The 23133-nt window shown below is 62.0% G+C and carries 21 protein-coding genes; 10 read left to right on the top strand and 11 right to left on the bottom strand.

Annotation, left to right across the window (positions count from 1 at the left end; translation table 11 throughout):
• Positions 1-51: 51 nt before the first annotated feature.
• Positions 52-792, top strand: coding sequence for a substrate-binding periplasmic protein (locus tag ABM562_RS21530; RefSeq protein WP_115089318.1), 741 nt, complete (start codon positions 52-54; stop codon positions 790-792).
• Here the strand turns inward: ABM562_RS21530 and ABM562_RS21525 are convergent.
• The 4 genes from ABM562_RS21525 to gpmI all read right to left on the bottom strand — a co-directional run bounded on the left by ABM562_RS21525 (position 783) and on the right by gpmI (position 5950).
• Positions 783-1550, bottom strand: coding sequence for a divergent polysaccharide deacetylase family protein (locus ABM562_RS21525; RefSeq protein WP_115089316.1), 768 nt, complete (start codon positions 1548-1550; stop codon positions 783-785). The genes ABM562_RS21530 and ABM562_RS21525 overlap by 10 nt on opposite strands.
• A gap of 9 nt (positions 1551-1559) precedes the next feature.
• Positions 1560-2888 (bottom strand): S41 family peptidase, encoded by a 1329-nt coding sequence (locus ABM562_RS21520; protein ID WP_115089314.1) that lies wholly within the window; start codon positions 2886-2888, stop codon positions 1560-1562.
• 87 nt (positions 2889-2975) lie between these two features.
• Positions 2976-4262, bottom strand: a complete 1287-nt coding sequence (locus tag ABM562_RS21515; RefSeq protein ID WP_208644395.1) for a murein hydrolase activator EnvC family protein — start codon at positions 4260-4262, stop codon at positions 2976-2978.
• A gap of 152 nt (positions 4263-4414) precedes the next feature.
• The gene (gene gpmI / locus ABM562_RS21510; protein ID WP_115089312.1) at positions 4415-5950 is read right to left on the bottom strand and encodes a 2,3-bisphosphoglycerate-independent phosphoglycerate mutase; all 1536 of its coding nucleotides are present in this window, start codon (positions 5948-5950) and stop codon (positions 4415-4417) included.
• 217 nt (positions 5951-6167) lie between these two features.
• On the opposite strand from gpmI, the gene ABM562_RS21505 reads away from it, so the two are divergent.
• The 3 genes from ABM562_RS21505 to secB are packed head-to-tail and all read left to right on the top strand — an operon-like array spanning position 6168 to position 7372.
• On the top strand, positions 6168-6584 hold the full coding sequence (locus ABM562_RS21505) for a rhodanese-like domain-containing protein (RefSeq protein ID WP_010222286.1): 417 nt from the start codon (positions 6168-6170) through the stop codon (positions 6582-6584).
• Between the two features lies 1 nt (position 6585).
• Positions 6586-6840: a glutaredoxin 3 gene (gene grxC, locus ABM562_RS21500; RefSeq protein WP_045193908.1), complete on the top strand. Its 255-nt coding sequence runs from the start codon at positions 6586-6588 to the stop codon at positions 6838-6840.
• Positions 6841-6880: 40 nt separating this feature from the next.
• Positions 6881-7372, top strand: a complete 492-nt coding sequence (gene secB / locus ABM562_RS21495; protein WP_038997589.1) for a protein-export chaperone SecB — start codon at positions 6881-6883, stop codon at positions 7370-7372.
• Between the two features lie 98 nt (positions 7373-7470).
• On the opposite strand, the gene ABM562_RS21490 is transcribed toward secB, so the two are convergent.
• Complete coding sequence (locus ABM562_RS21490; RefSeq protein WP_010222290.1) at positions 7471-7926, bottom strand: tRNA (cytidine(34)-2'-O)-methyltransferase; 456 nt, start codon at positions 7924-7926, stop codon at positions 7471-7473.
• Between ABM562_RS21490 and ABM562_RS21485 the strand changes: the two genes are divergently transcribed.
• Positions 7925-8362, top strand: a complete 438-nt coding sequence (locus tag ABM562_RS21485) for a hypothetical protein (protein ID WP_115089311.1) — start codon at positions 7925-7927, stop codon at positions 8360-8362. The two genes, ABM562_RS21490 and ABM562_RS21485, sit on opposite strands and share 2 nt — an antisense overlap.
• Before the next feature lie 305 nt (positions 8363-8667).
• Here the strand turns inward: ABM562_RS21485 and ntrC are convergent, their stop codons facing one another.
• The 4 genes from ntrC to glnA form a co-directional block, all read right to left on the bottom strand.
• Complete coding sequence (gene ntrC, locus ABM562_RS21480) at positions 8668-10104, bottom strand: nitrogen regulation protein NR(I) (protein ID WP_115089310.1); 1437 nt, start codon at positions 10102-10104, stop codon at positions 8668-8670.
• Positions 10101-11186 (bottom strand): nitrogen regulation protein NR(II), encoded by a 1086-nt coding sequence (gene glnL / locus ABM562_RS21475; protein WP_115089307.1) that lies wholly within the window; start codon positions 11184-11186, stop codon positions 10101-10103. The genes ntrC and glnL overlap by 4 nt, the downstream gene beginning before the upstream one ends.
• Positions 11187-11442: 256 nt before the next feature.
• Positions 11443-11991, bottom strand: coding sequence for a chorismate mutase (locus ABM562_RS21470; protein WP_115089305.1), 549 nt, complete (start codon positions 11989-11991; stop codon positions 11443-11445).
• Between the two features lie 147 nt (positions 11992-12138).
• Positions 12139-13545 carry a glutamate--ammonia ligase gene (glnA, locus tag ABM562_RS21465; RefSeq protein WP_010222298.1) on the bottom strand — a complete coding sequence of 469 codons (1407 nt, stop codon included), beginning with the start codon at positions 13543-13545 and terminating at the stop codon, positions 12139-12141.
• A 331-nt stretch (positions 13546-13876) separates the two neighbouring features.
• Between glnA and thiI the strand changes: the two genes are divergently transcribed.
• Together thiI and typA are read left to right on the top strand one after the other, a co-directional pair.
• On the top strand, positions 13877-15331 hold the full coding sequence (gene thiI, locus ABM562_RS21460) for a tRNA uracil 4-sulfurtransferase ThiI (protein ID WP_115089303.1): 1455 nt from the start codon (positions 13877-13879) through the stop codon (positions 15329-15331).
• Positions 15332-15459: 128 nt separating this feature from the next.
• Positions 15460-17280: a translational GTPase TypA gene (gene typA / locus ABM562_RS21455; RefSeq protein WP_115089301.1), complete on the top strand. Its 1821-nt coding sequence runs from the start codon at positions 15460-15462 to the stop codon at positions 17278-17280.
• A 155-nt stretch (positions 17281-17435) separates the two neighbouring features.
• On the opposite strand, the gene ABM562_RS21450 is transcribed toward typA, so the two are convergent.
• A complete protein-coding gene (locus ABM562_RS21450; RefSeq protein ID WP_233673577.1) occupies positions 17436-17843 on the bottom strand; it encodes a YkgJ family cysteine cluster protein in 408 nt (135 codons plus the stop codon).
• A 199-nt stretch (positions 17844-18042) separates the two neighbouring features.
• Here ABM562_RS21450 and ABM562_RS21445 point away from each other — a divergent pair, with 199 nt between their 5' ends.
• The 3 genes from ABM562_RS21445 to ABM562_RS21435 all read left to right on the top strand — a co-directional run bounded on the left by ABM562_RS21445 (position 18043) and on the right by ABM562_RS21435 (position 22244).
• Positions 18043-20493, top strand: a complete 2451-nt coding sequence (locus ABM562_RS21445; protein WP_460423271.1) for a glycogen/starch/alpha-glucan phosphorylase — start codon at positions 18043-18045, stop codon at positions 20491-20493.
• A gap of 140 nt (positions 20494-20633) precedes the next feature.
• On the top strand, positions 20634-21644 hold the full coding sequence (locus ABM562_RS21440; RefSeq protein ID WP_460423269.1) for a class 1 fructose-bisphosphatase: 1011 nt from the start codon (positions 20634-20636) through the stop codon (positions 21642-21644).
• A gap of 3 nt (positions 21645-21647) precedes the next feature.
• Entirely contained in the window at positions 21648-22244 is a 597-nt protein-coding gene (locus tag ABM562_RS21435; RefSeq protein WP_115089295.1) for a DUF924 family protein, read from the top strand.
• Between the two features lie 83 nt (positions 22245-22327).
• Here the strand turns inward: ABM562_RS21435 and ABM562_RS21430 are convergent, their stop codons facing one another.
• Complete coding sequence (locus ABM562_RS21430; RefSeq protein ID WP_420849262.1) at positions 22328-23116, bottom strand: methyl-accepting chemotaxis protein; 789 nt, start codon at positions 23114-23116, stop codon at positions 22328-22330.
• Positions 23117-23133 lie beyond the last annotated feature (17 nt).

Here is a 23133-nt window from a genome sequence, read left to right as displayed (position 1 = left end):
GGCGCACTAGGCCCCGGCACTCTTGGCGTTGCCAAGGAGCCCGGTGCCACCATGTTCAAGCGTCTTGTCCTGTTGTTGTGCAGCTGCCTGTCGTTCAGCTATCTCGCCCGCGCGAGCGAGCCTGTGGTGCTGCTCACCGAAAACTTCCCGCCCTACAACATGGCCATCAGCGGCAAGAGCTTTGCCCGCGACGATGGCATCAATGGCATTGCCGCCGACCTGGTGCGCGAGATGTTCAAGCGCGCCAAGGTGCCCTACAGCATGACCCTGCGCTTCCCCTGGCAGCGCATCTACGAGCAGGCCCTGCAAACCCCCGGCTACGGCGTTTTCGTCATGGCTCGCCAGCCCGAGCGGGAAAAGCTGTTCAAGTGGGTCGGGCCGCTGGGGCCGGATGACTGGATTTTGCTGGCCCCCGAGGGCAGCCCGATTGCCTTGAGCAGCCTGCAGGAAGCCAAGCGTTATCGTATCGGGGCTTATAAAGGGGATGCGATTGCCGAATACCTGGCCAAGCAAGGCCTGAACCCGGTGTTGGTGCTGCGCGACCGCGACAACGCGAAAAAACTGCTGAACGGCGAAATCGACCTGTGGGCCAGCGGCGACCCGGCCGGTCGCTACCTGGCGCGCCAGGTGGGGGTGAGCAAACTCAAGACGGTGCTGCGTTTTCACGGCGCCGAGCTGTACCTGGCGCTCAACCGTGAAGTGCCGGACGAGGTGGTGAACAAGCTGCAGCAGGCGCTGGAGCAGATGCGCAGTGACGGTTTTGTCGAGGCGACGTTCGCCCGCTACCTGTAAATACCGTTGCGCCCGTGGCCGGACATCGCGCGATTGCTGCGCTCGGCGATCATCTGCTGAATTTCTATCCATTCGATGCCCTGGGCCTTGAGCTTGGGCAGTTCGCGCTCGAGCACTTCCAGGGTCTGTGGATAAGGATGGCCGATCAGCACTGCCGAACCTTGCTTGCGCGCCAGGGCAATGCCCTGTTGCAGCTGGCCGGCAATGGCTTCGGTGGTGCGTACATCGTCCAGGAATACATCCCGCGACACACTGGCCAGATTGATGTTCTGCGCTGATTTGGCAGCAACCGTGGCGGCGCTAGTGCGGCTGTCGACAAAGAACAGGCCGCGGCGCTGCAGCTCGCCCATCAACCAGGCCATGGCCGCCGGCTCCGCGGTCATGCGGCTGCCCATGTGGTTGTTGATGCCAACGGCGTAGGGCACTTTGTCGAGCGCTGCGTTCAGCCGCCGCTCCAGTTCCGGCAGCGGCGTGCCGGGGTGCCAGGCGTAGGGGCCGGTGGCCGGGTCCATGGGCATGTGCAGGATCACCGTCTTGCCGGCGCGGTGGGCCTGGCGGGCGAACGCCGTGGCATGTGGGGTGTCGGGCATGATCGCCAGGGTCACCGGGCCGGGCAGGGCCAGGGTGCGTGAATCGCGCGCAGGGTTCTGGCCCAGGTCGTCGATGATCAGCGTCAGGTAGGCCTTGCCCGGTTGAGTCGGCGCCGCCAGGGCGACACCGCTCATCAGGTACAACAGGGCCAACAGCAGGTAACGCATCAACTGGCCTTATTTACCCTGGGTGATGCTCAGGCCCTTGAGCAGGCTCAAGGCCTGGCTGAGCTGGTAATCATCATCCTGTGGGCGAGGCTTGGCGCCGCCGCCCTTGCCCGACGGACGGTCGGCGCCGCCGTTGCCGTTGCCCAGGTGACCCTGCAGGTCGGCTTCCTTGAAGTTCTCGCTGTCCTGCTCGGCGGTGATCTTGGCGCGGCGCACCTCGATATCCGGCACGATGCCCTGGGCCTGGATCGAACGGCCGTTGGGGGTGAAGTACAGCGCCGTGGTGATCTTCAATGCGCGGTCGTTGTTCAGCGGCAGCACGGTTTGCACCGAGCCTTTGCCGAAGCTGTCGGTGCCCATCAGCACACCGCGTTTCTGGTCTTGCAGGGCGCCGGCGACAATTTCCGAGGCCGAGGCGCTGCCGCCGTTGATCAGCACCACCAATGGCACGCCTTCACTGGCGTCGGCCGGGTCAGCGGAGAAGCGCAGCTCGGAATTGGCGATGCGGCCCTTGGTGTAGACGATCAGACCCTTGGTCAGGAAGTGGTCGGCCACTTCCACGGCCGATTGCAGGACGCCACCGGGGTTATTGCGCAGGTCCAGGACCAGGCCGCGCATCTTCTTGCCGTTGTCCTTGCGCAGCTTGGCCAGGGCCTTGCCGACTTCTTCGCCGGTCTTGACTTGGAACTGGGTGATGCGGATGTAACCGTAGCCGTCTTCGAGCATCTGGCTCTTGACGCTCTTGACCTGGATGACCGCGCGGGCAAGGGTTACATCGAACGGGTTGCCGCCGTCGCGCACCAGGGTCAGGGTGATTTTCTCGCCGACCTTGCCGCGCATCTTGTCGACTGCTTCGGTCATGGTCTGGCCACGGGTCGGTTGGCCGTTGATCTTGACGATCAGGTCACCGGCTTCGATACCGGCGCGCGAGGCCGGGGTCTCGTCGATCGGCGAGACCACCTTGATGAAGCCGTCTTCCATGCCCACTTCGATGCCCAGGCCGCCGAACTCACCGCTGGTGCTCTCTTGCAGCTCGAGGAAGTCTTCCGGGCCGAGATAGGCCGAGTGCGGATCAAGGTTGCTGAGCATGCCCTTGATGGCGTTTTCCAGCAGGGTCTTGTCGTCTACCGGTTCGACATACGCGGCCTTGATGCGGTCCATGACCTCGGCGAAGGTGCGCAGCTCTTCCAGCGGCAGCGGTGCCTTGGCCGACGGTGCCGAGACCGTTGTCGCTGGAATCGCGGCGGGCTTGGCCGGCTCGGCCGCAAGGGCCAGGGGCGCGCCGATGACCATGGCGATGGTCAGGGCCAGCGAGGTGAGGCGAGGCGAGTGCAGCATGTCGAACGAACTCCTGATCCTGGTAGCGCTCCGTAGAGCATCGGCGCAGCCCGAAGTTGCGCTACGCCGTCAAATAGGGGGTGTTGCCTATCCCTGGGCACGACACCATTGTGCGGGGTCGCTGGGGCGCCCCTGCTGGCGGATGGCGAAATACAGCCCCGAGCTGTTCTGGCCGCCGCTGTTGCCGACGGTGGAGATGGCCTCACCGGCCTTGACCACATCGCCGGCACTCTTGAGCAGGCTCTGGTTATGGCCGTACAGGCTCAGGTAACCATTACCATGGTCGAGAATGACCAGAAGTCCAGCGCCGCGCAACCAGTCGGCAAATACCACCCGGCCGCCATGCACGGCGCGCACCTGGCTGCCCTGGGAGGCGCTGATCATCACCCCGTCCCACTTGGCTCGCGAGTCATCGCCGCGGGTTTCGCCAAAGCGTGCCAGCAATCGACCATTGACAGGCCATGGAAGTTTTCCCCGTGCGGCAGAAAAAGCCCCACCGAAGGTTTCGCCACTGCTGGAGACCAGCGGGCCGGGAATAGCCTTGGGCTTCTTCGGCGCGTCGCTGTTGCTGGCGGCCAGGGCTTCGCGCTGGCGTTGTTTTTCCGCTTCCTGGGCGGCGAGCAGGGCCTTCTGCCGCGCTTCCTCGGCTTCACGGGCCTGGCGGGCGAGGGTTTCCTCGATGGTCTTGAGCACTTTGCTCAGGTCGGCCTGGTCCTGCTCACGGGCCTGCAGCTTCTGGTCGCGGGCCTTGACGTCATTGTTGAGCTTGGCCAGCACCTCTTTACGCTCGGTACGGACTTTCTCCAGCTCCTGGCGCTGGCTGTCGAGGGTGCCTTGCTGGGCCAGCAGCTGCGCTTGTTGCAGGCTGATGTCTTTCTCGACGTTGGCCAGTTGGCGCAAGGTCTCGTTGAAGTTGCGCAACTGGGTCAGGCGCGCCTGGCTCAGGTAATCGTAATAGGTCAGGGTGCGGGCGAATTTTTCCGGATTCTGCTGGTTGAGCAGCAGTTTCAGGTATTCCTCGCGGCCATTCTGGTAGGCCGAACGGGCCTGGATGGCGATCAGTCGTTGCTGTTCAATGCGGGCGCTCTGGAGTTTTTTTTTCTCGGTATCAAGGCGCTCCAGTTCGCCTTCCGTCTTTTTTAGTTCGAGTTGCAGGGCCTCCACCTGCTTTTCCAGCTTGCCGATGTCGGTTTCGGTTGAGCGCAGGTCTTTCTGCACACCGGATTTTTCCTCCTGCAACTTGCCAAGCATCTTTTTCAGCTCGGTAATGTCCTGGCGCGTGGCGTCCAGTTGTTGCTGGGTTTGCGCGCGCTCATCGGCGAAGGCCGGGCTGAGCAGGCAAGACAGGGCGAGTAGGATCAGGGCGCGAAACATGGGGTGGGCGGCACCAGGCATAGAGACTGGCCTAGTATGCCCGCCATAGGCTGCAAAAAAAACGGCTTTAGCTGCAAGCGGCAAGCTACAAGCGGCAAGAAAAATGGGTGAATGGGCTCTTTCTTGCGGCTTGTAGCTTGTCTTCAGCGGCTTTAGCCGTCGATCAGAATCGACGAGCCGGTCATTTCTGCCGGTTTTTCCAGGCCCAGCAGCTTGAGCATGGTGGGGGCCACGTCGGCCAGCACGCCGCCTTCGCGGACCTGCACTTTGCGCTTGCCAACATAGATGAACGGTACCGGCTCGGTGGTGTGCGCGGTGTGCGCCTGGCCGGTGCATTCGTCTTCCATCTGCTCGACGTTGCCGTGGTCGGCGGTGATCAGCGCTTCGCCGCCGACCTTGTCCAGCGCCTCGACGATGCGCCCGACGCACAGGTCCAGCGCCTCGACGGCCTTGACTGCGGCCTCGAATACGCCGCTGTGGCCGACCATGTCGCCGTTGGCGTAGTTGACCACGATCACGTCATAGCGCTGCTGCTCGATGGCTTCGACGATGCGGTCGGTGACTTCCGGCGCGCTCATTTCCGGCTGCAGGTCATAGGTGGCGACCTTTGGCGACGGGATGAGGATGCGTTCTTCGCCTTCGAAGGGCTCTTCACGGCCACCGGAGAAGAAGAAGGTGACGTGGGCGTATTTCTCGGTTTCGGCGATGCGCAGCTGGGTCTTGCCGTTTTTCGCCAGGTATTCGCCGAGCACGTTGTTCAGGCTGCCCGGGGCGAATGCGGCCGGGGCCGGGATTTTCGCCGAGTATTGGGTCAGGCCGATGTAGGCGGCCAGTTTGGGCAGGCGTGCACGTGGGAATTCGTTGAACTCGGGCTCGACGAACACCCGCGACAGTTCGCGGGCGCGGTCGGCGCGGAAGTTCATGAAGATCACTGCGTCGCCGTCTTCGACCTTGACCGCCTCGCCAATGCGCGTGGCCTTGACGAATTCGTCGCTCTCGTCGCGGGCATAGGCGGCTTCAAGGCCGGCCAGGGCCGTGTCGGCGCTGAATTCGGCGCTGCTGTCGACGATCAGGTTGTAGGCTGCCGATACACGGTCCCAGCGGTTGTCGCGGTCCATGGCGTAGTAGCGGCCGATCAAGCTGGCGATGCGGCCCTTGCCGAGCTTGGCGAAGGCGGCATCGAGCAACTCGATCGAGGATTGCGCGCTTTTTGGCGGGGTGTCGCGGCCGTCGAGGAACGCGTGCAGGTAGATTTTCTCGGCACCGCGCTTGGCGGCAAGCTCGGCCATGGCCACCAGGTGGTCCTGGTGGCTGTGCACGCCGCCATCGGAGAGCAGGCCAAGGATGTGCACGGCCTTGCCGGCACCGACAGCCTTGTCGACCGCGCCACACAGCACCGGGTTTTCGAAGAACTCGCCGTCCTTGATCGCCTTGGTCACCCGGGTGAAGTCCTGGTACACCACGCGGCCGGCGCCGAGGTTCATGTGGCCGACCTCGGAGTTGCCCATTTGCCCGTCCGGCAGGCCGACATCCATGCCGGAGCCGGAGATCAAGCCGTGCGGCTGGGTAGCGCGCAGGCGATCATAGACCGGCGTATTGGCCGAATAGATGGCGTTGTATTCGTGGCTTTCGCTGTGACCGAAACCATCCAGGATGATCAGGACCAAGGGTTTTGGCGTGCTCGTCATCAATCCCACACTCACGGTTGTTCAGATGATAAAGGCACGCATTTTAGGGCAAATTGGCCAGCAATGACGAATTAACCTTGCAGGCCCGGCAGCGCGGGCCGACGGGCTGCAGCCCGGTAATGAGAATTACTGGCGATAACCCTGCCCGGCGGGCTTTGGCCGACCTTGGGGGCTGTGTATACTGGCCAACATTTTTAATGGCCTGGAACACCCTCCGATGGTTGCTCACCTGATTGAATTCGCAACAAATCACTATCTGCTGGTCGGTATCTTCGTCGTTCTGCTGGTTTTGCTGATCGTCACCGAAGCACGCAAGGGCGGCCGCAGCCTCAGCACTGGCGAACTGACCGCGCTGGTCAACGCCGACAAGGGCCTGGTGATCGACATCCGTTCGAGCAAGGACTACGCCGCCGGCCATATCGTTGGCGCCGTGAATATTCCCCAGGACAAGGTTGCCGCGCGCATCGGCGAGCTGGAAAAGCACAAGGCCAACAAGACCCTGATCATCGTCGACGCCATGGGCCAGCACGCCGGCACCACCGCGCGCGAACTGCTCAAGGCCGGCTTCACCGCTGCCAAGCTGTCGGGTGGCGTGTCGAGCTGGAAGGCCGATAACCTGCCGCTGGTGAAGTGATATGAGCAACGTCATCGTCTACTCCAGCGATTACTGCCCTTACTGCTCGCGGGCCAAATACCTGCTCGAAAGCAAAGGCGTGGCCTTCGAAGAGATCAAGGTCGATGGCAAGCCTCAGGTGCGCGCCGAAATGAGCCAGAAGGCCGGCCGTACCTCGGTGCCGCAGATCTGGATCGGCTCCACCCACGTCGGCGGTTGCGACGACCTGTATGCCCTGGAGCGCGCCGGCAAGCTCGACGCGCTGCTCAAGGCCTGAATCAGAAACCCATTAAAGACTCTGGAAAGAAGGATCTGTCATGACTGATCAACAGAACAACGACGCCGCAGCCGCAGCCGACGACAACACGCCGCAGTTCTCCCTGCAGCGCATCTACGTGCGCGACCTGTCGTTCGAAGCGCCGAAAAGCCCGGCGATCTTCCGTCAGCAGTGGGAACCGAGCGTTGCCCTGGACCTGAACACCAAGCAGAAAGGCCTGGAAGGCGACTTCCACGAAGTCGTGCTGACCCTGTCGGTGACCGTGAAGAACGGCGACGAAGTAGCCTTCATCGCTGAAGTGCAGCAGGCCGGTATCTTCCTGATCAAGAACCTCGACCCGGCGTCGATGAGCCACACCCTGGGCGCGTTCTGCCCGAACATCCTGTTCCCGTACGCCCGTGAAGCGCTGGACAGCCTGGTGACCCGTGGTTCGTTCCCGGCACTGATGCTCTCGCCGGTCAACTTCGACGCCCTGTACGCTCAGGAAATGCAACGCATGCAGGAAGCTGGCGAAGCCCCTTCGCTGCAATAAGCCTGTTGCGATGTAGCAAAAAGCGCCCTGATGGGCGCTTTTTTCTTGGGGATTGTCGCGAACACTGTGGGAGCGGCGCTGTTCTGCGGTTTGATTCCTCAGGCAAACCCCTGCTGGCGCCACGCCTCATACACCGTCACCGCCACCGTGTTGGACAGGTTCAAGCTGCGGCAACCCGGACGCATCGGCAGGCGCAGGCGTTGCTCGGCGGGCAGGCTGTCCAGCACCTCGGCGGGCAGGCCACGGCTTTCCGGGCCGAACAGAAAGGCGTCACCCGGCTGGAAAGCAGTTTCGTGGTAGGGGTGCGAGGCTTTCGTGGTGAACGCGAACAGCCGTGGCTGGCCTAGGCTTTCCAGGCAGCTGGGCAGGTCTGCGTGGCGCTTGAGCGTGGCATACTCGTGGTAGTCCAGACCGGCCCGGCGCAAGCGCTTGTCGTCCAGCTCGAAGCCGATCGGCTCGATCAGGTGCAGGTGGCAGCCGCTGTTGGCGCACAGTCTGATGATGTTGCCGGTATTCGGCGGAATCTCTGGTTGAAAGAGGATGACGTGAAACATGCACGGCTCCGAACATAAAGATGGCGAGCATTCTACTCCTGAACCGGACCCGCGTTCGCAGCTATGGCCGCGCGTGCTGTTTTCCCTGGCGCTGTTCGGCATGCTGGTGGGGCTGATGATCGGTCGCCTGACCGCGCCCGAACCGCGGGTGCTGGAGCAGATCGAGGTGGTCGAGGCCGGCTTGAACCTGTGGTTCAACGAAGAACCCAAGCTGCACGGCGAAGAGGTCGAAGGCACCCTGACGCTGCTGTTCGAGGCCGAGGGCAGGGCTGCACGCGGTCAGTTGCAGTTGCAGGGCAAGCCGGTGAGCTGGCGGGTGCAGAACAGTGATGGTGGCTTGCTGGTGACCCTGGTCGCGGCCCGCCCCCTGCACGGCGAATGGGCCGGTGCAGAGGAGGGCGAACGCTGGCGGGTGCAGGTGAGGCTACGCGAATAAAAGAGGGGATTCCCCGGCCTGCCTGTACCAAGGTCCCCAAAACTGGAAGTACTGATACTAATGCAGGGTGTGTGCCAGTTTTGTTGCAGTGCGCAAAATGGCGGGTTTACGGGGTTAGGCAGGGTTTTGCCGGGGATTTGTGCCTTCAGGCGGTGCACCGATAGCGGGGTCGGTGCATCAATGGGGCAAATTGCAATCTTGTGGGAGCTGGCTTGCCAGCGATGAGGTCAATGCAGTCTGTGCATTCTCTACAGGCCGGATGCGACCGCTTCGCGCTCGATCGCTGGCATGCCAGCTCCCACAGGTCAGGCCTCGTCGTCACCGTCCTCATCGCCGCCATCGACCTTCATCCCCAACTCCTTGATCTTGCGCGTCAGGGTGTTGCGGCCCCAGCCCAGCAGCACGGCGGCATCGCGGCGGCGGCCTGCGGTGTGCTTGAGCGCGGTCTCGATCATGATCCGCTCGAAGCTCGGTACGGCGCTGTCGAGCAGGCTCGATTGGCCACGGGCCAGGGCCTGGTCGGCCCATTGGCGCAGGGCCTGTTCCCAGTTGGTCACCGGCGCCGCGTCTTGCGGCAGGTTGAGCAGCTCGGGTGGCAGGTCGCCGATATGCACTTCACGCCCCGAGGCCATCACCGTGATCCAGCGGCAGGTGTTCTCCAGCTGACGCACGTTGCCCGGCCACGGCAGGTTGCGGATGAATTCCTCGGTTTCTGCCTTGAGCAGTTTGGGCTCCACGGCCAGTTCCTGGGCTGCGCGACCCAGGAAGTGCCTGGCCAGGGTCGGGATGTCTTCGCGACGATCGGCCAGGCGCGGGATGTGGATGCGGATCACGTTCAGGCGGTGGAACAGGTCTTCACGGAACTTGCCGGCCTGCACCAGGGTTTCCAGGTTCTGGTGGGTGGCGGCGATGATCCGCACATCGACCTTGACCGGCACATGCCCGCCCACCCGGTAGAACTCGCCATCGGCCAGCACCCGCAGCAGGCGGGTCTGGGTGTCGGCCGGCATGTCGCCGATCTCGTCGAGGAACAGGGTGCCGCCATCGGCTTGCTCGAAGCGGCCGCGGCGCAGGTTGGCGGCGCCGGTGAAGGCGCCTTTCTCATGGCCGAACAGTTCCGACTCCATCAGGTCCTTGGGGATCGCCGCCATGTTCAGGGCGATGAACGGCGACGCCGCCCGCGGGCTGTGGCGGTGCAGGGCGTGGGCGACCAGTTCTTTACCGGTACCGGACTCGCCGTTGATCAGCACAGTGATGTTGGAATGGCTCAGGCGGCCGATGGCGCGGAACACTTCCTGCATCGCCGGCGCTTCGCCGATGATCTCCGGGGTGCGGGTCAGGCTCGGCGCCACGTCCAGGCCTTGTTGCTCCTGGGCATGCTGGTTGGCACGCTTGACCAGCGATACCGCTTCATCGACGTCGAACGGCTTGGGCAGGTACTCGAAGGCACCGCCCTGATAGGACGCCACCGCGCTGTCCAGGTCGGAATGGGCGGTCATGATGATCACCGGCAGGCGCGGGTGCTGCTCGCGAATCTGCGCCAGCAGGTCAAGGCCGCTGGCGCCAGGCATGCGGATGTCGGAAATGATTACGTCCGGCTGCTGCCGGGCCAGGCGGCTCATGACCCCGTCGGCGCTGTCGAAGCTCTGGGTGGTCATGCCTTCCTGTTGCAAGGCCTTCTCCAGCACCCAGCGGATGGAACGATCATCGTCGACGATCCAGACGGTTTCACTTCGGCTCATGAGGCGGTGGCTCCTTGTTCCAGCGGCAGGAAGATCGAGAAGGTGGTGTGGCCAGGGTGGCTGTCACACTCGATCAGGCCCTGGTGCTGGCTGATGATGTTCTGGGTTATGGCCAGGCCCAGCCCGGTACCGTCCGGGCGGCCGCTGACCATGGGGTAGAAGATGGTTTCCTGCAGCTCGGCAGGGATGCCGGGACCGTTGTCGATGATCTCGATGCGGGCCACCAGGCGATGACGGGTGTGGCCGATGGTGAACTGGCGCATGGCTCGCGTGCGCAGGCTGATGCGGCCCAGGCGCAGTTCGTTCTGGCCGCTGATGGCCTGCATGGCGTTGCGCACGATGTTGAGCACCGCCTGGATCATCTGTTCGCGGTCGATCAACACATCCGGCAGGCTCGGGTCGTAGTCGCGCACCAGGGTGATGCCGCCCTGGGTTTCGGCCTCGACCAGGCTGCAGACCCGCTCCAGCACCTCATGGATGTTGGTCAGGGCCAGCGATGGCAGCTTGTTCGAGCCGAGCATGCGGTCGACCAGGTTGCGCAGGCGGTCGGCCTCTTCAATGATCACATTGGTGTAATCCTTCAGGCCTTCTTCCGGCAGCTCGCGGGCCAGCAGCTGGGCGGCGCCGCGAATGCCGCCGAGCGGGTTCTTGATCTCGTGGGCCAGGCCGCGCACCAGCATCTTGGTGGTTTCCTGCTTGGACAGCTGGGCCTCTTCCTTGGTGATGCGCAGCAAGCGGTCACGCGGATGCACTTCAAGCAACAGCAGGGTCGCGCCTTTGCTGAGGATCGGCGTCACCGCGTAGTCGACGGTCTGGGTCTGGCCAGTCAGCGAGGTCAGTTGGGCTTCGCGCTTGGTGAAAGGGTGCGCGTGCTCCACCGCCTGGCGCAGGGAGTTGAGCGCCTCGGGCGATTCGGTGAACAGTTCGCTGATGAATTGCCCGTGGCTGCGTTGGCCACTGATGGCCAGGAGCATCTCCGCCGCCGGGTTCATGTACTCAAGGCGCAGTTCGGCGTCGAGCAGGATGGTGGCGGTGGTCAGGTTGTCCAGTAGCAGTCGGTGCAGTGCATCGCTGATGGTCATGGGGCGTCGTTGACCTCTTTTGGCTCATACAACCTCGGCACAGGGCCAGGTCGCGGGCGCTGGTAATCCGCTGGTACAAAGAAAATGCAAAAAGCAAACCAAGGCTCCGAAAAGAAGCGGAATTTCCGGATTAAGACCTGTATTTGCGCGAAAAACGCCTACAAAGTCCTGAGATCGCACTTTTCGTGAACCAAAATGGGCTGAGTTGCTCAGGTGCAAGCAGATGCGTGCACCAATATAGAGCATAGAGGAAGGATTACTGCGGCGAGCACAAATGCGTCGTCGCGCGGATCAGGGCCAGGGACTGCTGCGGGTCTTTGTCCTGTTGTGCGATGGCTTGGGCCAGGGTCGCCTGGCATTGGGCCGGGCGGTTGCGATCAAACTCTGCCAGTTGGCTCAGCAGTGTGCGTTGCAGGCGATCCAGTTGCGGGCGCAATTGGCTGCCCAGATCGACCCGTGGCGTTTGTGGTGCGCTGCCTGCGGCATGCCAGCGTGACAGTGCGCGGTACTGGAGCAGCTTGTTGGCTTCGATCTGGTCGGCGAAGAACACGCCTGCCCGGTGCTCGTCCACACCAAAGCGCACGGCCTGGGTGCGGGCATTGGCGATGACCTGCTGCTCACGCTCGGGCGCTTCTACAGGCTGGCCCGAGTCCCATTTGTTCAGGGCGACATCGTCGGCGATATCCAGGCGTTGATTCACGCTATCGAGCAAGCGCGACAGGGCAACTGGCGGTGCGGGTGTCGAGGCGCACCCTTGCAGGAGCAAGGTTGGCGCAAGGAGCAGGGCGAACAGGGGCATACGCATGGCGAGGGTCCGAAGCGGTAAAAGAGCAGTGTGCAGCTTTTTGGCCTTTTTTCCTGTCGGCCAATGCGCATAAGAATGTCAGAAAAACAAAAGGCCTCCCGAAGGAGGCCTCTCTTGCACTACGCCGCTTGCGCGAGCGTTACCGGATTAGCAGCTGTAGTACAGCTCGTATTCCAGTGGGTGTACGAAGGTGCGGACCTTGATTTCTTCTTCGCTTTTCAGCGCGATGTAGGCATCGATGAAGTCATCGGAGAACACGCCGCCCTTGGTCAGGAACGCGCGGCCCTTGTCCAGCTCTTCCAGGGCTTCTTTCAGGCTGCCGCACACCTGTGGGATCTCTTTCGCCTCTTCAGGCGGCAGGTCGTACAGGTTCTTGTCGGCGGCATCGCCTGGGTGGATCTTGTTCTGGATACCGTCCAGGCCGGCCATCATCAGTGCCGCGAAGCACAGGTACGGGTTGGCAGCCGGGTCCGGGAAGCGCGCTTCGATACGGCGGGCTTTCGGGCTGGAAACGTAAGGGATGCGGATCGAGGCGGAACGGTTGCGAGCCGAGTAGGCCAGCATTACCGGAGCTTCGAAGCCTGGTACCAGACGCTTGTAGGAGTTGGTAGCCGGGTTGGTGAAGCCGTTCAGGGCCTTACCGTGCTTGATGATACCGCCGATGAAGTACAGGGCGGTGTCGGACAGGCCGGCATAGCCTTCGCCGGAGAAGGTGTTCTTGCCATCTTTGGAGATGGACATGTGCACGTGCATGCCCGAGCCGTTGTCGCCGTACAGGGGCTTAGGCATGAAGGTCGCGGTGCGGCCGTAGGCGTCGGCAACGTTGTGTACGCAGTACTTGAGGGTCTGAACTTCGTCAGCCTTCTTCACCAGGGTGTTGAACTGCACGCCGATTTCGTTCTGGCCGGCAGTTGCCACTTCGTGGTGGTGCACTTCGATGACCAGGCCCATTTCTTCCATGGCGTTGCACATGGCAGTACGGATTTCGTGGTCGTGGTCGAACGGAGGTACTGGGAAGTAGCCGCCTTTGACGCCCGGACGGTGGCCTTTGTTGCCGCCTTCGACGTCCTGGTCGGACATCCACGAGCCTTGTTCGGAGTAGATCTTGAACATCGAGCCGGAGATATCGGACTTGAACTTCACTTCGTCGAAGATGAAGAATTCAGGCTCTGGACCGACGAAGACGGTGTCACCGATACCGGTGGTCTTCAGGTACTCTTCGGCGCGGCGGGCGATGGCGCGTGGGTCGCGGTCATAGCCTTGCATGGTCGACGGTTCGATGATGTCGCAGACCAGGATCAGGGTCGGTTCTTCGGTGAACGGGTCGAGCACGGCGGAGGCGTCGTCCGGCATCAGGATCATGTCGGAAGCTTCGATGCCTTTCCAGCCGGCGATGGAGGAACCGTCGAACATCTTGCCGGCTTCGAAGAAATCTTCATCCAGCGCATCACGAGCTGGCATGGTCACGTGGTGCTGAGTGCCTTTGGTGTCAGTGAAGCGCAGATCAATCCATTTAACGTCATGATCTTTGATGAGTTGAACCGACTTCGACATAGTGTCCTCCGGGGTGGGGTAGAGCTTGCCTGTGCAGCCCTTTAATTTGGGTGATGCCGGGCGCGAATAGTCGGCCAAGGCAACCTGCCTCACAAGGGAGCAAATTGCATGCCAGTGCCCCGAGTTGGGATTTTTGCCCCAAACCCAAGCGTTTTCGGCCGATTTCGCAAATTCACGGCATTTTTCTGCACTTTAAAGATGCGCTAATCGGGCATGATGCACCATTTTGGCGCACAGAAAACCTTCTGTACAAAAGTTGCTCAAAGCTTGAGCAATTTCCGCTATAATCCGCGCCCCACTTTTTTAGTCGGCACCTCGCGCGCTGTTTTTCATGAAACTAATCGTAAAAGTCTTCCCAGAGATCACCATCAAGAGCCGGCCGGTTCGCAAGCGCTTCATCCGTCAACTGGCCCGCAACATCCGCAACGTGCTCAAGGACCTCGATCCTGCGCTCGCGGTTAACGGTGTCTGGGATAACCTCGAAGTGATCACTCACATCGAGGACGAGAAGGTCCTGCGCGAGATGACCGAGCGTCTGACCTGCATGCCGGGCATTGCCCACTTCCTGCAGGTCGACGAATACCCGCTGGGTGATTTCGACGACATCGTCGCCAAGTGCAAGCAGCACTTCGGTCACCTGCTGGCCGGCAAGCGCTTCGCCGTACGCTGCAAGCGCGGCGGCCACCACGATTTCAGCTCGATGGACGTCGACCGCTACGTCGGCAGCCAGCTGCGCCAGCAGTGCGGCGCCGCCGGTATCGACCTGCGTACGCCGGAAGTCGAGGTACGCATCGAGGTACGCGACAAGCGCCTGTACGTCATCCACAACCAGCACAAAGGCATCGGCGGTTACCCGCTGGGCGCGCTGGAGCAGACCCTGGTGCTGATGTCCGGCGGTTTCGACTCCACTGTCGCCGCCTACCAGATGATGCGCCGCGGCCTGATGACCCACTTCTGCTTCTTCAACCTTGGCGGCCGCGCCCACGAACTTGGGGTGATGGAAGTTGCCCACTACCTGTGGAAGAAGTACGGCAGCAGCCAGCGTGTGCTGTTCGTCAGCGTGCCGTTCGAAGAAGTGGTCGGCGAAATCCTCGGCAAGGTCGACAACAGCTACATGGGCGTGACCCTCAAGCGCATGATGCTGCGCGCGGCGACCAACATCGCCGACCGCCTGCAGATCGACGCCCTGGTGACCGGTGAAGCCATCTCCCAGGTGTCGAGCCAGACCCTGCCGAACCTCGCGGTGATCGACTCGGCCACCGAGAAGCTGGTGTTGCGCCCGCTGCTGGCCAGCCACAAGCAGGACATCATCGACCTGGCCCAGCAGATCGGCACCGCCGAGTTCGCCAAGCACATGCCTGAATACTGCGGCGTGATTTCGGTGAACCCGACCACCTGCGCCAAGCGTCATCGCCTCGAGCATGAAGAGAAGCAGTTCGACATGGCGGTGCTCGAGCGTGCCCTGGAGCGCGCCCGGCTGATCTCCATCGACCACGTGATCGATGAACTCAGCGAAGATATCCAGATCGAAGAAGTCAGCCAGGCGCTGGCCGGGCAGGTGGTAATCGACATTCGCCACCCTGATGCCCAGGAAGACCAGCCCCTGGAACTGGACGGCATCGAGGTCAAGGCCTTGCCGTTCTACGCCCTGAACAGTCGCTTCAAGGAGCTGGATGCCACGCGCCAGTACCTGCTGTATTGCGACAAGGGAGTAATGAGTCGCCTGCATGCCCATCATCTGCTCAGTGAGGGACATGCCAATGTGCGCGTTTATCGTCCGACATAAGACGCCGGGGCTATATGGCGGGAGCATCCGCCATCGCCCTCCCGACCACCGGGCCGTTTGAGCGCCATTCATTCATATTCGCCGCCTAGACTGGGCGGCAACCCGAATCCTCTGATCGAGATACACACGTGATCGAAAATCTGCGTAACATCGCCATCATCGCCCACGTTGACCATGGTAAAACCACCCTGGTCGACAAACTCCTGCGTCAGTCCGGCACCCTGGAGCGTAACGAGCTCAACGACGAGCGCGTCATGGACTCCAACGACCAGGAAAAAGAGCGCGGTATTACCATTCTGGCGAAAAACACCGCCATCAACTGGAACGGCTACCACATCAACATCGTCGACACCCCCGGCCACGCCGACTTCGGTGGCGAGGTTGAGCGTGTAATGTCGATGGTCGACTCCGTACTGCTGCTGGTCGACGCTCAAGACGGCCCTATGCCGCAAACCCGTTTCGTGACCAAGAAGGCTTTCGAAGCCGGCCTGCGTCCAATCGTGGTCATCAACAAGGTCGACCGTCCAGGCGCGCGTCCTGACTGGGTTCTTGACCAGATCTTCGACCTGTTCGACAACCTCGGTGCCACCGACGAACAGCTGGACTTCAAAGTCGTCTACGCCTCGGCCCTGAACGGCATTGCCGGTCTGGACCACACCGAAATGGCCGAAGACATGACCCCGCTGTACCAGTCGATCGTCGACAACGTACCGGCTCCTGCTGTTGACCGTGACGGCCCGTTCCAGATGCAGATCTCGGCACTGGACTACAACAGCTTCCTGGGTGTTATCGGTGTTGGCCGTATCGCTCGCGGTCGCGTCAAGCCAAACACCCCGGTGGTGGCTATCGACGTCAATGGCAAGAAGCGCAACGGTCGTATCCTCAAGCTGATGGGTCACCACGGTCTGCACCGCATTGACGTCGAAGAAGCCCTGGCTGGCGACATCGTCTGCATCAGCGGTTTCGACGAGCTGTTCATCTCCGACACCCTGTGCTCCCCGGACGCAGTCGAAGCGATGAAGCCGCTGACCGTTGACGAACCAACCGTTTCGATGACCTTCCAGGTCAACGACTCGCCGTTCTGCGGTAAAGAAGGCAAGTTCGTGACTTCCCGTAACATCAAGGAACGTCTGGACAAAGAGCTGCTGTACAACGTTGCACTGCGCGTTGAAGAAGGCGACTCGGCTGACAAGTTCAAGGTCTCCGGCCGTGGTGAGCTGCACCTGTCGGTTCTGATCGAAACCATGCGTCGCGAAGGCTTCGAAATGGGTGTTGGTCGTCCGGAAGTGATCATCCGTGAAGTCGACGGCGTCAAGCACGAGCCGTTCGAGAACGTCACCATCGACATCCCTGAAGATTCCCAGGGCAAGGTCATGGAAGAAATGGGTCTGCGTAAAGGCGACCTGACCAACATGGTTCCGGATGGCAAGGGCCGTGTACGCCTGGAATACAACATCCCAGCCCGTGGTCTGATCGGTTTCCGTAACCAGTTCCTGACCCTGACCAACGGTGCCGGCATCCTGACCTCGATCTTCGATCGCTACGCTCCGATGAAGTCCGGCCACATGTCCGGCCGTCAGAACGGCGTACTGGTTTCGGTCGAAACCGGCAAGGCCCTGACCTACTCCCTGGAAACCCTGCAGGCGCGCGGCAAGCTGTTCGTCGAGCACGGCCAGGAGATCTACAACGGTCAGATCGTTGGTCTGAACAGCCGTGACAACGACCTGGGCGTCAACCCTACCAAGGGCAAGAAGCTCGACAACATGCGTGCTTCGGGTAAAGACGAAACCATCGCCCTGGTTCCACCTGTTCGCTTCACCCTGGAACAGGCCCTGGAATTCATCCAGGACGACGAGCTGTGCGAAGTCACTCCTAAGTCGATCCGTCTGCGCAAGAAGATCCTCGACGAAGGCGAGCGTACCCGCGCTGCCAAGAAAGCCAAGAACTGAGTCTTAGTTCCGGCTGAATGAAAACGCCCCCGGTCGCAAGACCGGGGGCGTTTTTGTTTGTGCGGGACATGAAACCGGGTTGGCTTCATCGCTGGCAAGCCAGCTCCCACAAGATCATGTACAACCCTGTGGGAGCTGGCTTGCCAGCGATGCTTTTAGCGGCGCGCCGCTGGCTTGGGGATGTACGCGCAATATCCCGGACGCGGTCCGATCCGCGGATGGTTGCGGCAGGTGTCCGGGCGCTTTTCGTAAATGGTGCACATGCGACTTTTACGGTCCAGGTACAGGCAATCGTCGTTGCTCATCTGCGCCAGGGTGAAAATCCCCGACTTCTGGTTGAAGCGCTGGATGATCCCGTCCTTCTGCAAACGCTTGGCAATGTTCTTCGGCGGCTCGCCCACCTCGAACTCATCCACCACGCCCATGCGGATCAGGTCTTTGATTTTCACTTCCGTCGGCAAGGTGCAGCAGGTCGAGTTGCAGCCTCCGCACATATGGCTTTGGTACTTCTGCCAGGTTTCCAGTCGGTCGACTTCGGCGGCGGCAATCAGGGTCGGTTTCATCGGGCTCAGGCTAGAAGAGTCTTGTGGGCGCGCGATGATACCGGAGTTGATCAAATTGTGAACAACCATTTGCCGCTTTATTCCGGGTTTGTTTGCCGCTGGCCGCAAGAAAGTCGCGAACCAGAGCTTCCCCTCTGTGTCGAACGGTCTAGGCTGAGAAATCTCCATCCGCATTCGTCAACTTGCCCGAGGACGTCGCATGTCTCAGGAACCGCTCGCTCGTGACGCAGAGGTGGCCGCTTTTCGCACCGCTGTGCTGGATAAATTGACCTACGCGGTCGGCAAGGACCCGGAGCATGCCTTCGACCACGACTGGTTCGAAGCCATTGCCCTGGCGGCCCGCGATCACATGGTCGATCACTGGATGGACCATACCCGGCAGATCTACCGCAAGAGCCAGAAGCGGGTGTATTACCTGTCGCTGGAATTCCTGATCGGCCGCCTGCTGTACGACAGCCTGAGCAACCTGGGCCTGCTGGATGTCGCCCGTGAGGCGCTGGGCGGGCTGAACGTCGACCTTGAGCGCATCCGCCTGCTTGAGCCCGATGCGGCCCTGGGCAACGGTGGCCTGGGGCGCCTGGCGGCCTGTTTCATGGAGAGCATGTCGACCCTTGGCATCGCCGCCCACGGTTATGGCATTCGTTACGAGCACGGCCTGTTCCGCCAGGCGGTGGTCGATGGCTGGCAGCAGGAACAGACCGAGAACTGGCTGGATTTCGGCAACCCCTGGGAGTTCGAGCGGGCCGAGGTGATCTACCCGATCAGCTTCGGCGGCAGCGTCGAAACCGTGCACGACGCCGCTGGCCAGCAGCGCCAGGTATGGTGGCCGGCCGAGACGGTGCGGGCGGTGGCCTACGACACGCCGGTGGTCGGCTGGCGCGGGGCCAGCGTCAACACCTTGCGCTTGTGGCGGGCGCGGGCGCTGGAAGAGCTGCACCTGGAGCGCTTCAATGCCGGTGACCACCTTGGCGCTGTCGCCGAGGTGGCCCGCGCCGAAAGCATTTCGCGGGTGCTATACCCGGCTGACAGCACCGAGGCCGGCCAGGAGCTGCGCTTGCGCCAGGAATACTTCTTCGTTTCCGCCTCGTTGCAGGACCTGCTGCGCCGGCACCTGAACATGCACGACAGCCTGCTCAACCTGCCGCAGCAGGCGGCGATCCAGCTCAACGATACCCACCCCTCGATCGCCGTTGCCGAGCTGATGCGCCTGCTCGTCGACCAGCACGAAGTGCCGTGGGACACCGCCTGGCAACTGACCGTCGAGACCCTGGCCTACACCAACCACACGCTGCTGCCCGAAGCCCTGGAAACCTGGCCCGTGGGCCTGATGGAACGCATGCTGCCGCGGCACATGCAGATCATCTACCTGATCAATGCCTTTCATATCGACGCCTTGCGCGCCAAGGGCATCCACGATTTCGACGTGCTGCGCGCGGTGTCGCTGATCGAGGAAGACAATGGCCGCCGGGTGCGCATGGGCAACCTGGCGTTTTTAGGCTCGCACAGCGTCAACGGCGTATCGGCGCTGCACAGCAAGCTGATGCGCAGCACCGTGTTTGCCGAAATGCACAAGCTTTACCCCGAGCGGATCAACAACAAGACCAACGGCATCACCTTCCGTCGCTGGCTGTTCCAGGCCAACCCGCAGTTGACCGGCATGCTGGTCGAGGCATTAGGCGCCGATGTGCTCGATGACCCGCAAGGGCGCTTGCGCGACCTTGATTCCTTTGCTGACAAAGCCCCATTCTGCAAGCAGTTCGCCGCCCAGCGCCTGCACAGCAAGAAGGCCCTGGCCAGCCTGATCCAGGAGCGTCTGGGCATCACCCTCAACCCCGAGGCGATGTTCGACGTGCAGGTCAAACGCATCCACGAATACAAGCGCCAGTTGCTCAACCTGCTGCACACCGTGGCGCTGTACCAGGCGATCCGTGCGGAACCCGGCGCCGGCTGGGCGCCACGGGTGAAGATCTTCGCCGGCAAGGCGGCGGCCAGCTACCACCAGGCCAAGCTGATCATCAAGCTGACCAACGACATCGCCAAGGTGGTCAACAACGACCCGACCGTGCGCGGCCTGCTCAAGGTGGTGTTCCTGCCCAACTACAACGTCAGCCTGGCCGAGAGCATCATCCCGGCAGCCGACCTTTCCGAGCAGATTTCTACCGCCGGCTATGAGGCATCCGGCACCAGCAACATGAAGTTCGGCCTTAACGGCGCGTTGACCATCGGCACCCTGGACGGCGCCAACGTCGAGATGTGCGAGCAGGTCGGCATTGAGAACATGTTCATCTTCGGCCTGACCTCCCAGCAGGTGGAGGCGCGCAAGCGCAGCGGCGACTTTGGTGCGAGTGCCGCGATCGGTGCCTCCCATCGGCTCAACGATGTGCTCCAGGCCATTCGCGGCGGGGTGTTTTCACCGGATGACCCGGCCCGCTATGTCGGCTTGATCGACTCGCTGGTGGCCTACGATCGCTTTCTGGTGTGCGCCGATTTTGACGCCTACTGGGAAGCGCAAATGCGCGTCGAAGAGCTCTGGCACGAGCCCAGGCAGTGGTGGCGCAGGGCGGTGCTCAACACGGCGCGCATGGGTTGGTTCTCCTCGGACCGGACCATCCGCGAGTACGCTACCGACATCTGGAAAGCCCTCGACTAAGCTGCAAGGGCCGGCCCGGGGGGTGAACTCTCGGGCCGATGTGCCGTCTGATCGGCCAAGCGTGTCTGATTGCTCGCTAGCGCTTCACTCTCCCTGTAAACTGCGTGGGTTTTTATTACCCCCTTCCTTCGGAGCCTTACATGTCCCGCGTTACCCTGAGTCGCTATTTGATTGAGCAGACCCGCAGCAACAGTACCCCTGCCGATCTGCGCTTCCTGATCGAAGTGGTGGCGCGTGCGTGCAAGGAAATCAGCCACAACGTCTCCAAAGGCGCGTTGGGCGGCGTTCTGGGCAGCATGGGCACCGAAAACGTGCAGGGCGAAGTCCAGAAGAAACTGGACGTGATCTCCAACGACATCCTGCTTGAAGCCAACGAGTGGGGTGGTCACCTGGCCGGCATGGCTTCCGAAGAGATGGACAATGCCTACCAGATCCCGGGCAAGTACCCGAAAGGCGCCTACCTGCTGGTATTCGACCCGCTGGACGGTTCGTCGAACATCGACGTCAACGTCTCGGTCGGTACCATCTTCTCGGTACTGCGCTGCCCTAACGAGTACCTGAGCCAGAACGAAAGCCTCAACGAGCAGGCCTTCCTGCAGCCGGGCACCAAGCAGGTTGCCGCCGGTTACGCGATCTACGGTCCGCAGACCATGCTGATCCTGACCCTGGGCAACGGCGTCAAGGGCTTCACCCTGGACCGTGAGCTGGGCAGCTTCGTGCTGACCCACGAGAACATCCAGGTACCGGAAACCACCGCCGAGTTCGCCATCAACATGTCCAACCAGCGCCACTGGGAAGAGCCGGTGACCCGCTACGTGGGCGAGCTGCTGGCCGGTGAGGCCGGTCCGCTGAAAAAGAACTACAACATGCGCTGGATCGCCTCGATGGTTGCCGATGTGCACCGCATCCTCACCCGTGGCGGCCTGTTCATGTACCCGCGCGACGCGCGTGAGCCGTCCAAGCCGGGCAAGCTGCGTCTGATGTACGAAGCCAACCCGATGTCCTTCATCATCGAACAGGCCGGCGGTGCTTCCACCGACGGTCGCCAGCGCATTCTCGACATCCAGCCGGAGAGCCTGCACCAGCGCGTGGCAGTGTTCCTCGGCTCCAAGCAGGAAGTCGAGCGCGTTACCGGTTATCACAAGGAGTAAATCATGCTCGCACCTTGGCAGCCGTTGCTGGAGTGGTGGTTTGGCTGGGGCACCAGCCCCCAGGATGTGGCTGACGAGAAGAGCACCTTGTGGTTCGGCAAGCACCACGACGACGAAGCGCGCGAGCGCTTCGGCGACCTGGTCGAACAGGCGCTGGCCGGTGGCCTCGATGAGTGGCTGCAAAGCCCGCAGGGCTGGCTCGGTCTGGTGTTGCTGCTCGATCAGTTGCCGCGCATGATCCACCGCGACACGCCGCGCGCCTTCGATGGCGATCGCCGTGCCCAGGTGCTGGTGATGCAGGGGCTGGACAAGGCCTGGGATTACCAGCTGCTGCCGATCCAGCGGGTGTTCATCCTGCTGGTGCTGGAACATGCCGAAGTGCTGGACTGGCAGAACATCAGCGTCGAGCGTTATCAGCTGTTGCTCGCTGCCCAGCCGGATACGGATCGGCGCTTGTTCGAAGGTTTCCTCGACTATGCCGAGCAGCACCAGCGGGTGATTGCCCGCTTTGGTCGCTTCCCGCACCGCAATCTGCTGCTGAATCGGCCGAGTACCGATGAAGAGATGGATTTTCTGCTGGAGCCGGGCTCAAGGTTTTGAGTTGAATTCATCGCTGGCAAGCCAGCTCCCACAGAGATTTGCATTGCTTGTGGGAGCGGGCTTGCCCCGCGATCAGCTTCACATCAGATCCTGAAACTCCCCACCAATTGCTTCAACCGATTGGCCTGATTCTCCAGGTCATTGCAGGCGCGCAAGGTTGCCTGCAGGTTCTCCACCCCTTCCTGATTCAGCGTATTGATCTCGGTGATGTCGACATTGATCGACTCGACCACGGCTGTCTGCTCTTCGGTGGCGGTGGCCACCGACTGGTTCATGCCGTCGATCTCGCCGATCCGCTGGGTCACGCTGCCCAGCCGCTCGCCGGCCTGGTTGGCGATGCCGACGCTGTGCTGGCTGTGGCTCTGGCTTTCGGTCATGGTGCTGACCGCCACCTGGGCGCCGGCCTGCAGTTCTTCGATGATGCGCTGAACCTGCTGCGCCGAATCCTGGGTGCGGTGGGCCAGGTTGCGTACCTCGTCCGCCACCACGGCAAATCCGCGCCCGGCTTCACCGGCGCGGGCCGCTTCAATTGCGGCATTGAGCGCCAGCAGGTTGGTCTGCTGGGAAATGCCGCTGATCACTTCGAGGATCTGGCCAATGTTCACCGTGTTGGTGTTGAGCGTTTCGATATTGCCGCACGAGTCGCTGATCTTCGCCGACAACTGGTTCATCACCTCGATGGTTTGTTCGACCACCTGCTGACCTTCGGCCGCGAGGTTGCGCGCATCGCTGGAGTGCTGCGAGGCGAGGGCGGCGTTCTGGGCGATTTCCTGGGCGGCGGCGCCGAGCTGATTGATCGCCGCGGCGACGCTGCTGGTGCGGCTCGACTGCTGGTCGGCGTTGTGGATCGATGCGTTCGAGGCGCTGACCACGCGCTGGGCCACTTCAT

The sequence above is a fragment of the Pseudomonas sp. ZL2 genome (assembly GCF_054788455.1).
The sequence above is the reverse complement of the archived record's forward strand: the minus strand, read 5'-3'. Positions and strand labels throughout refer to the sequence as shown.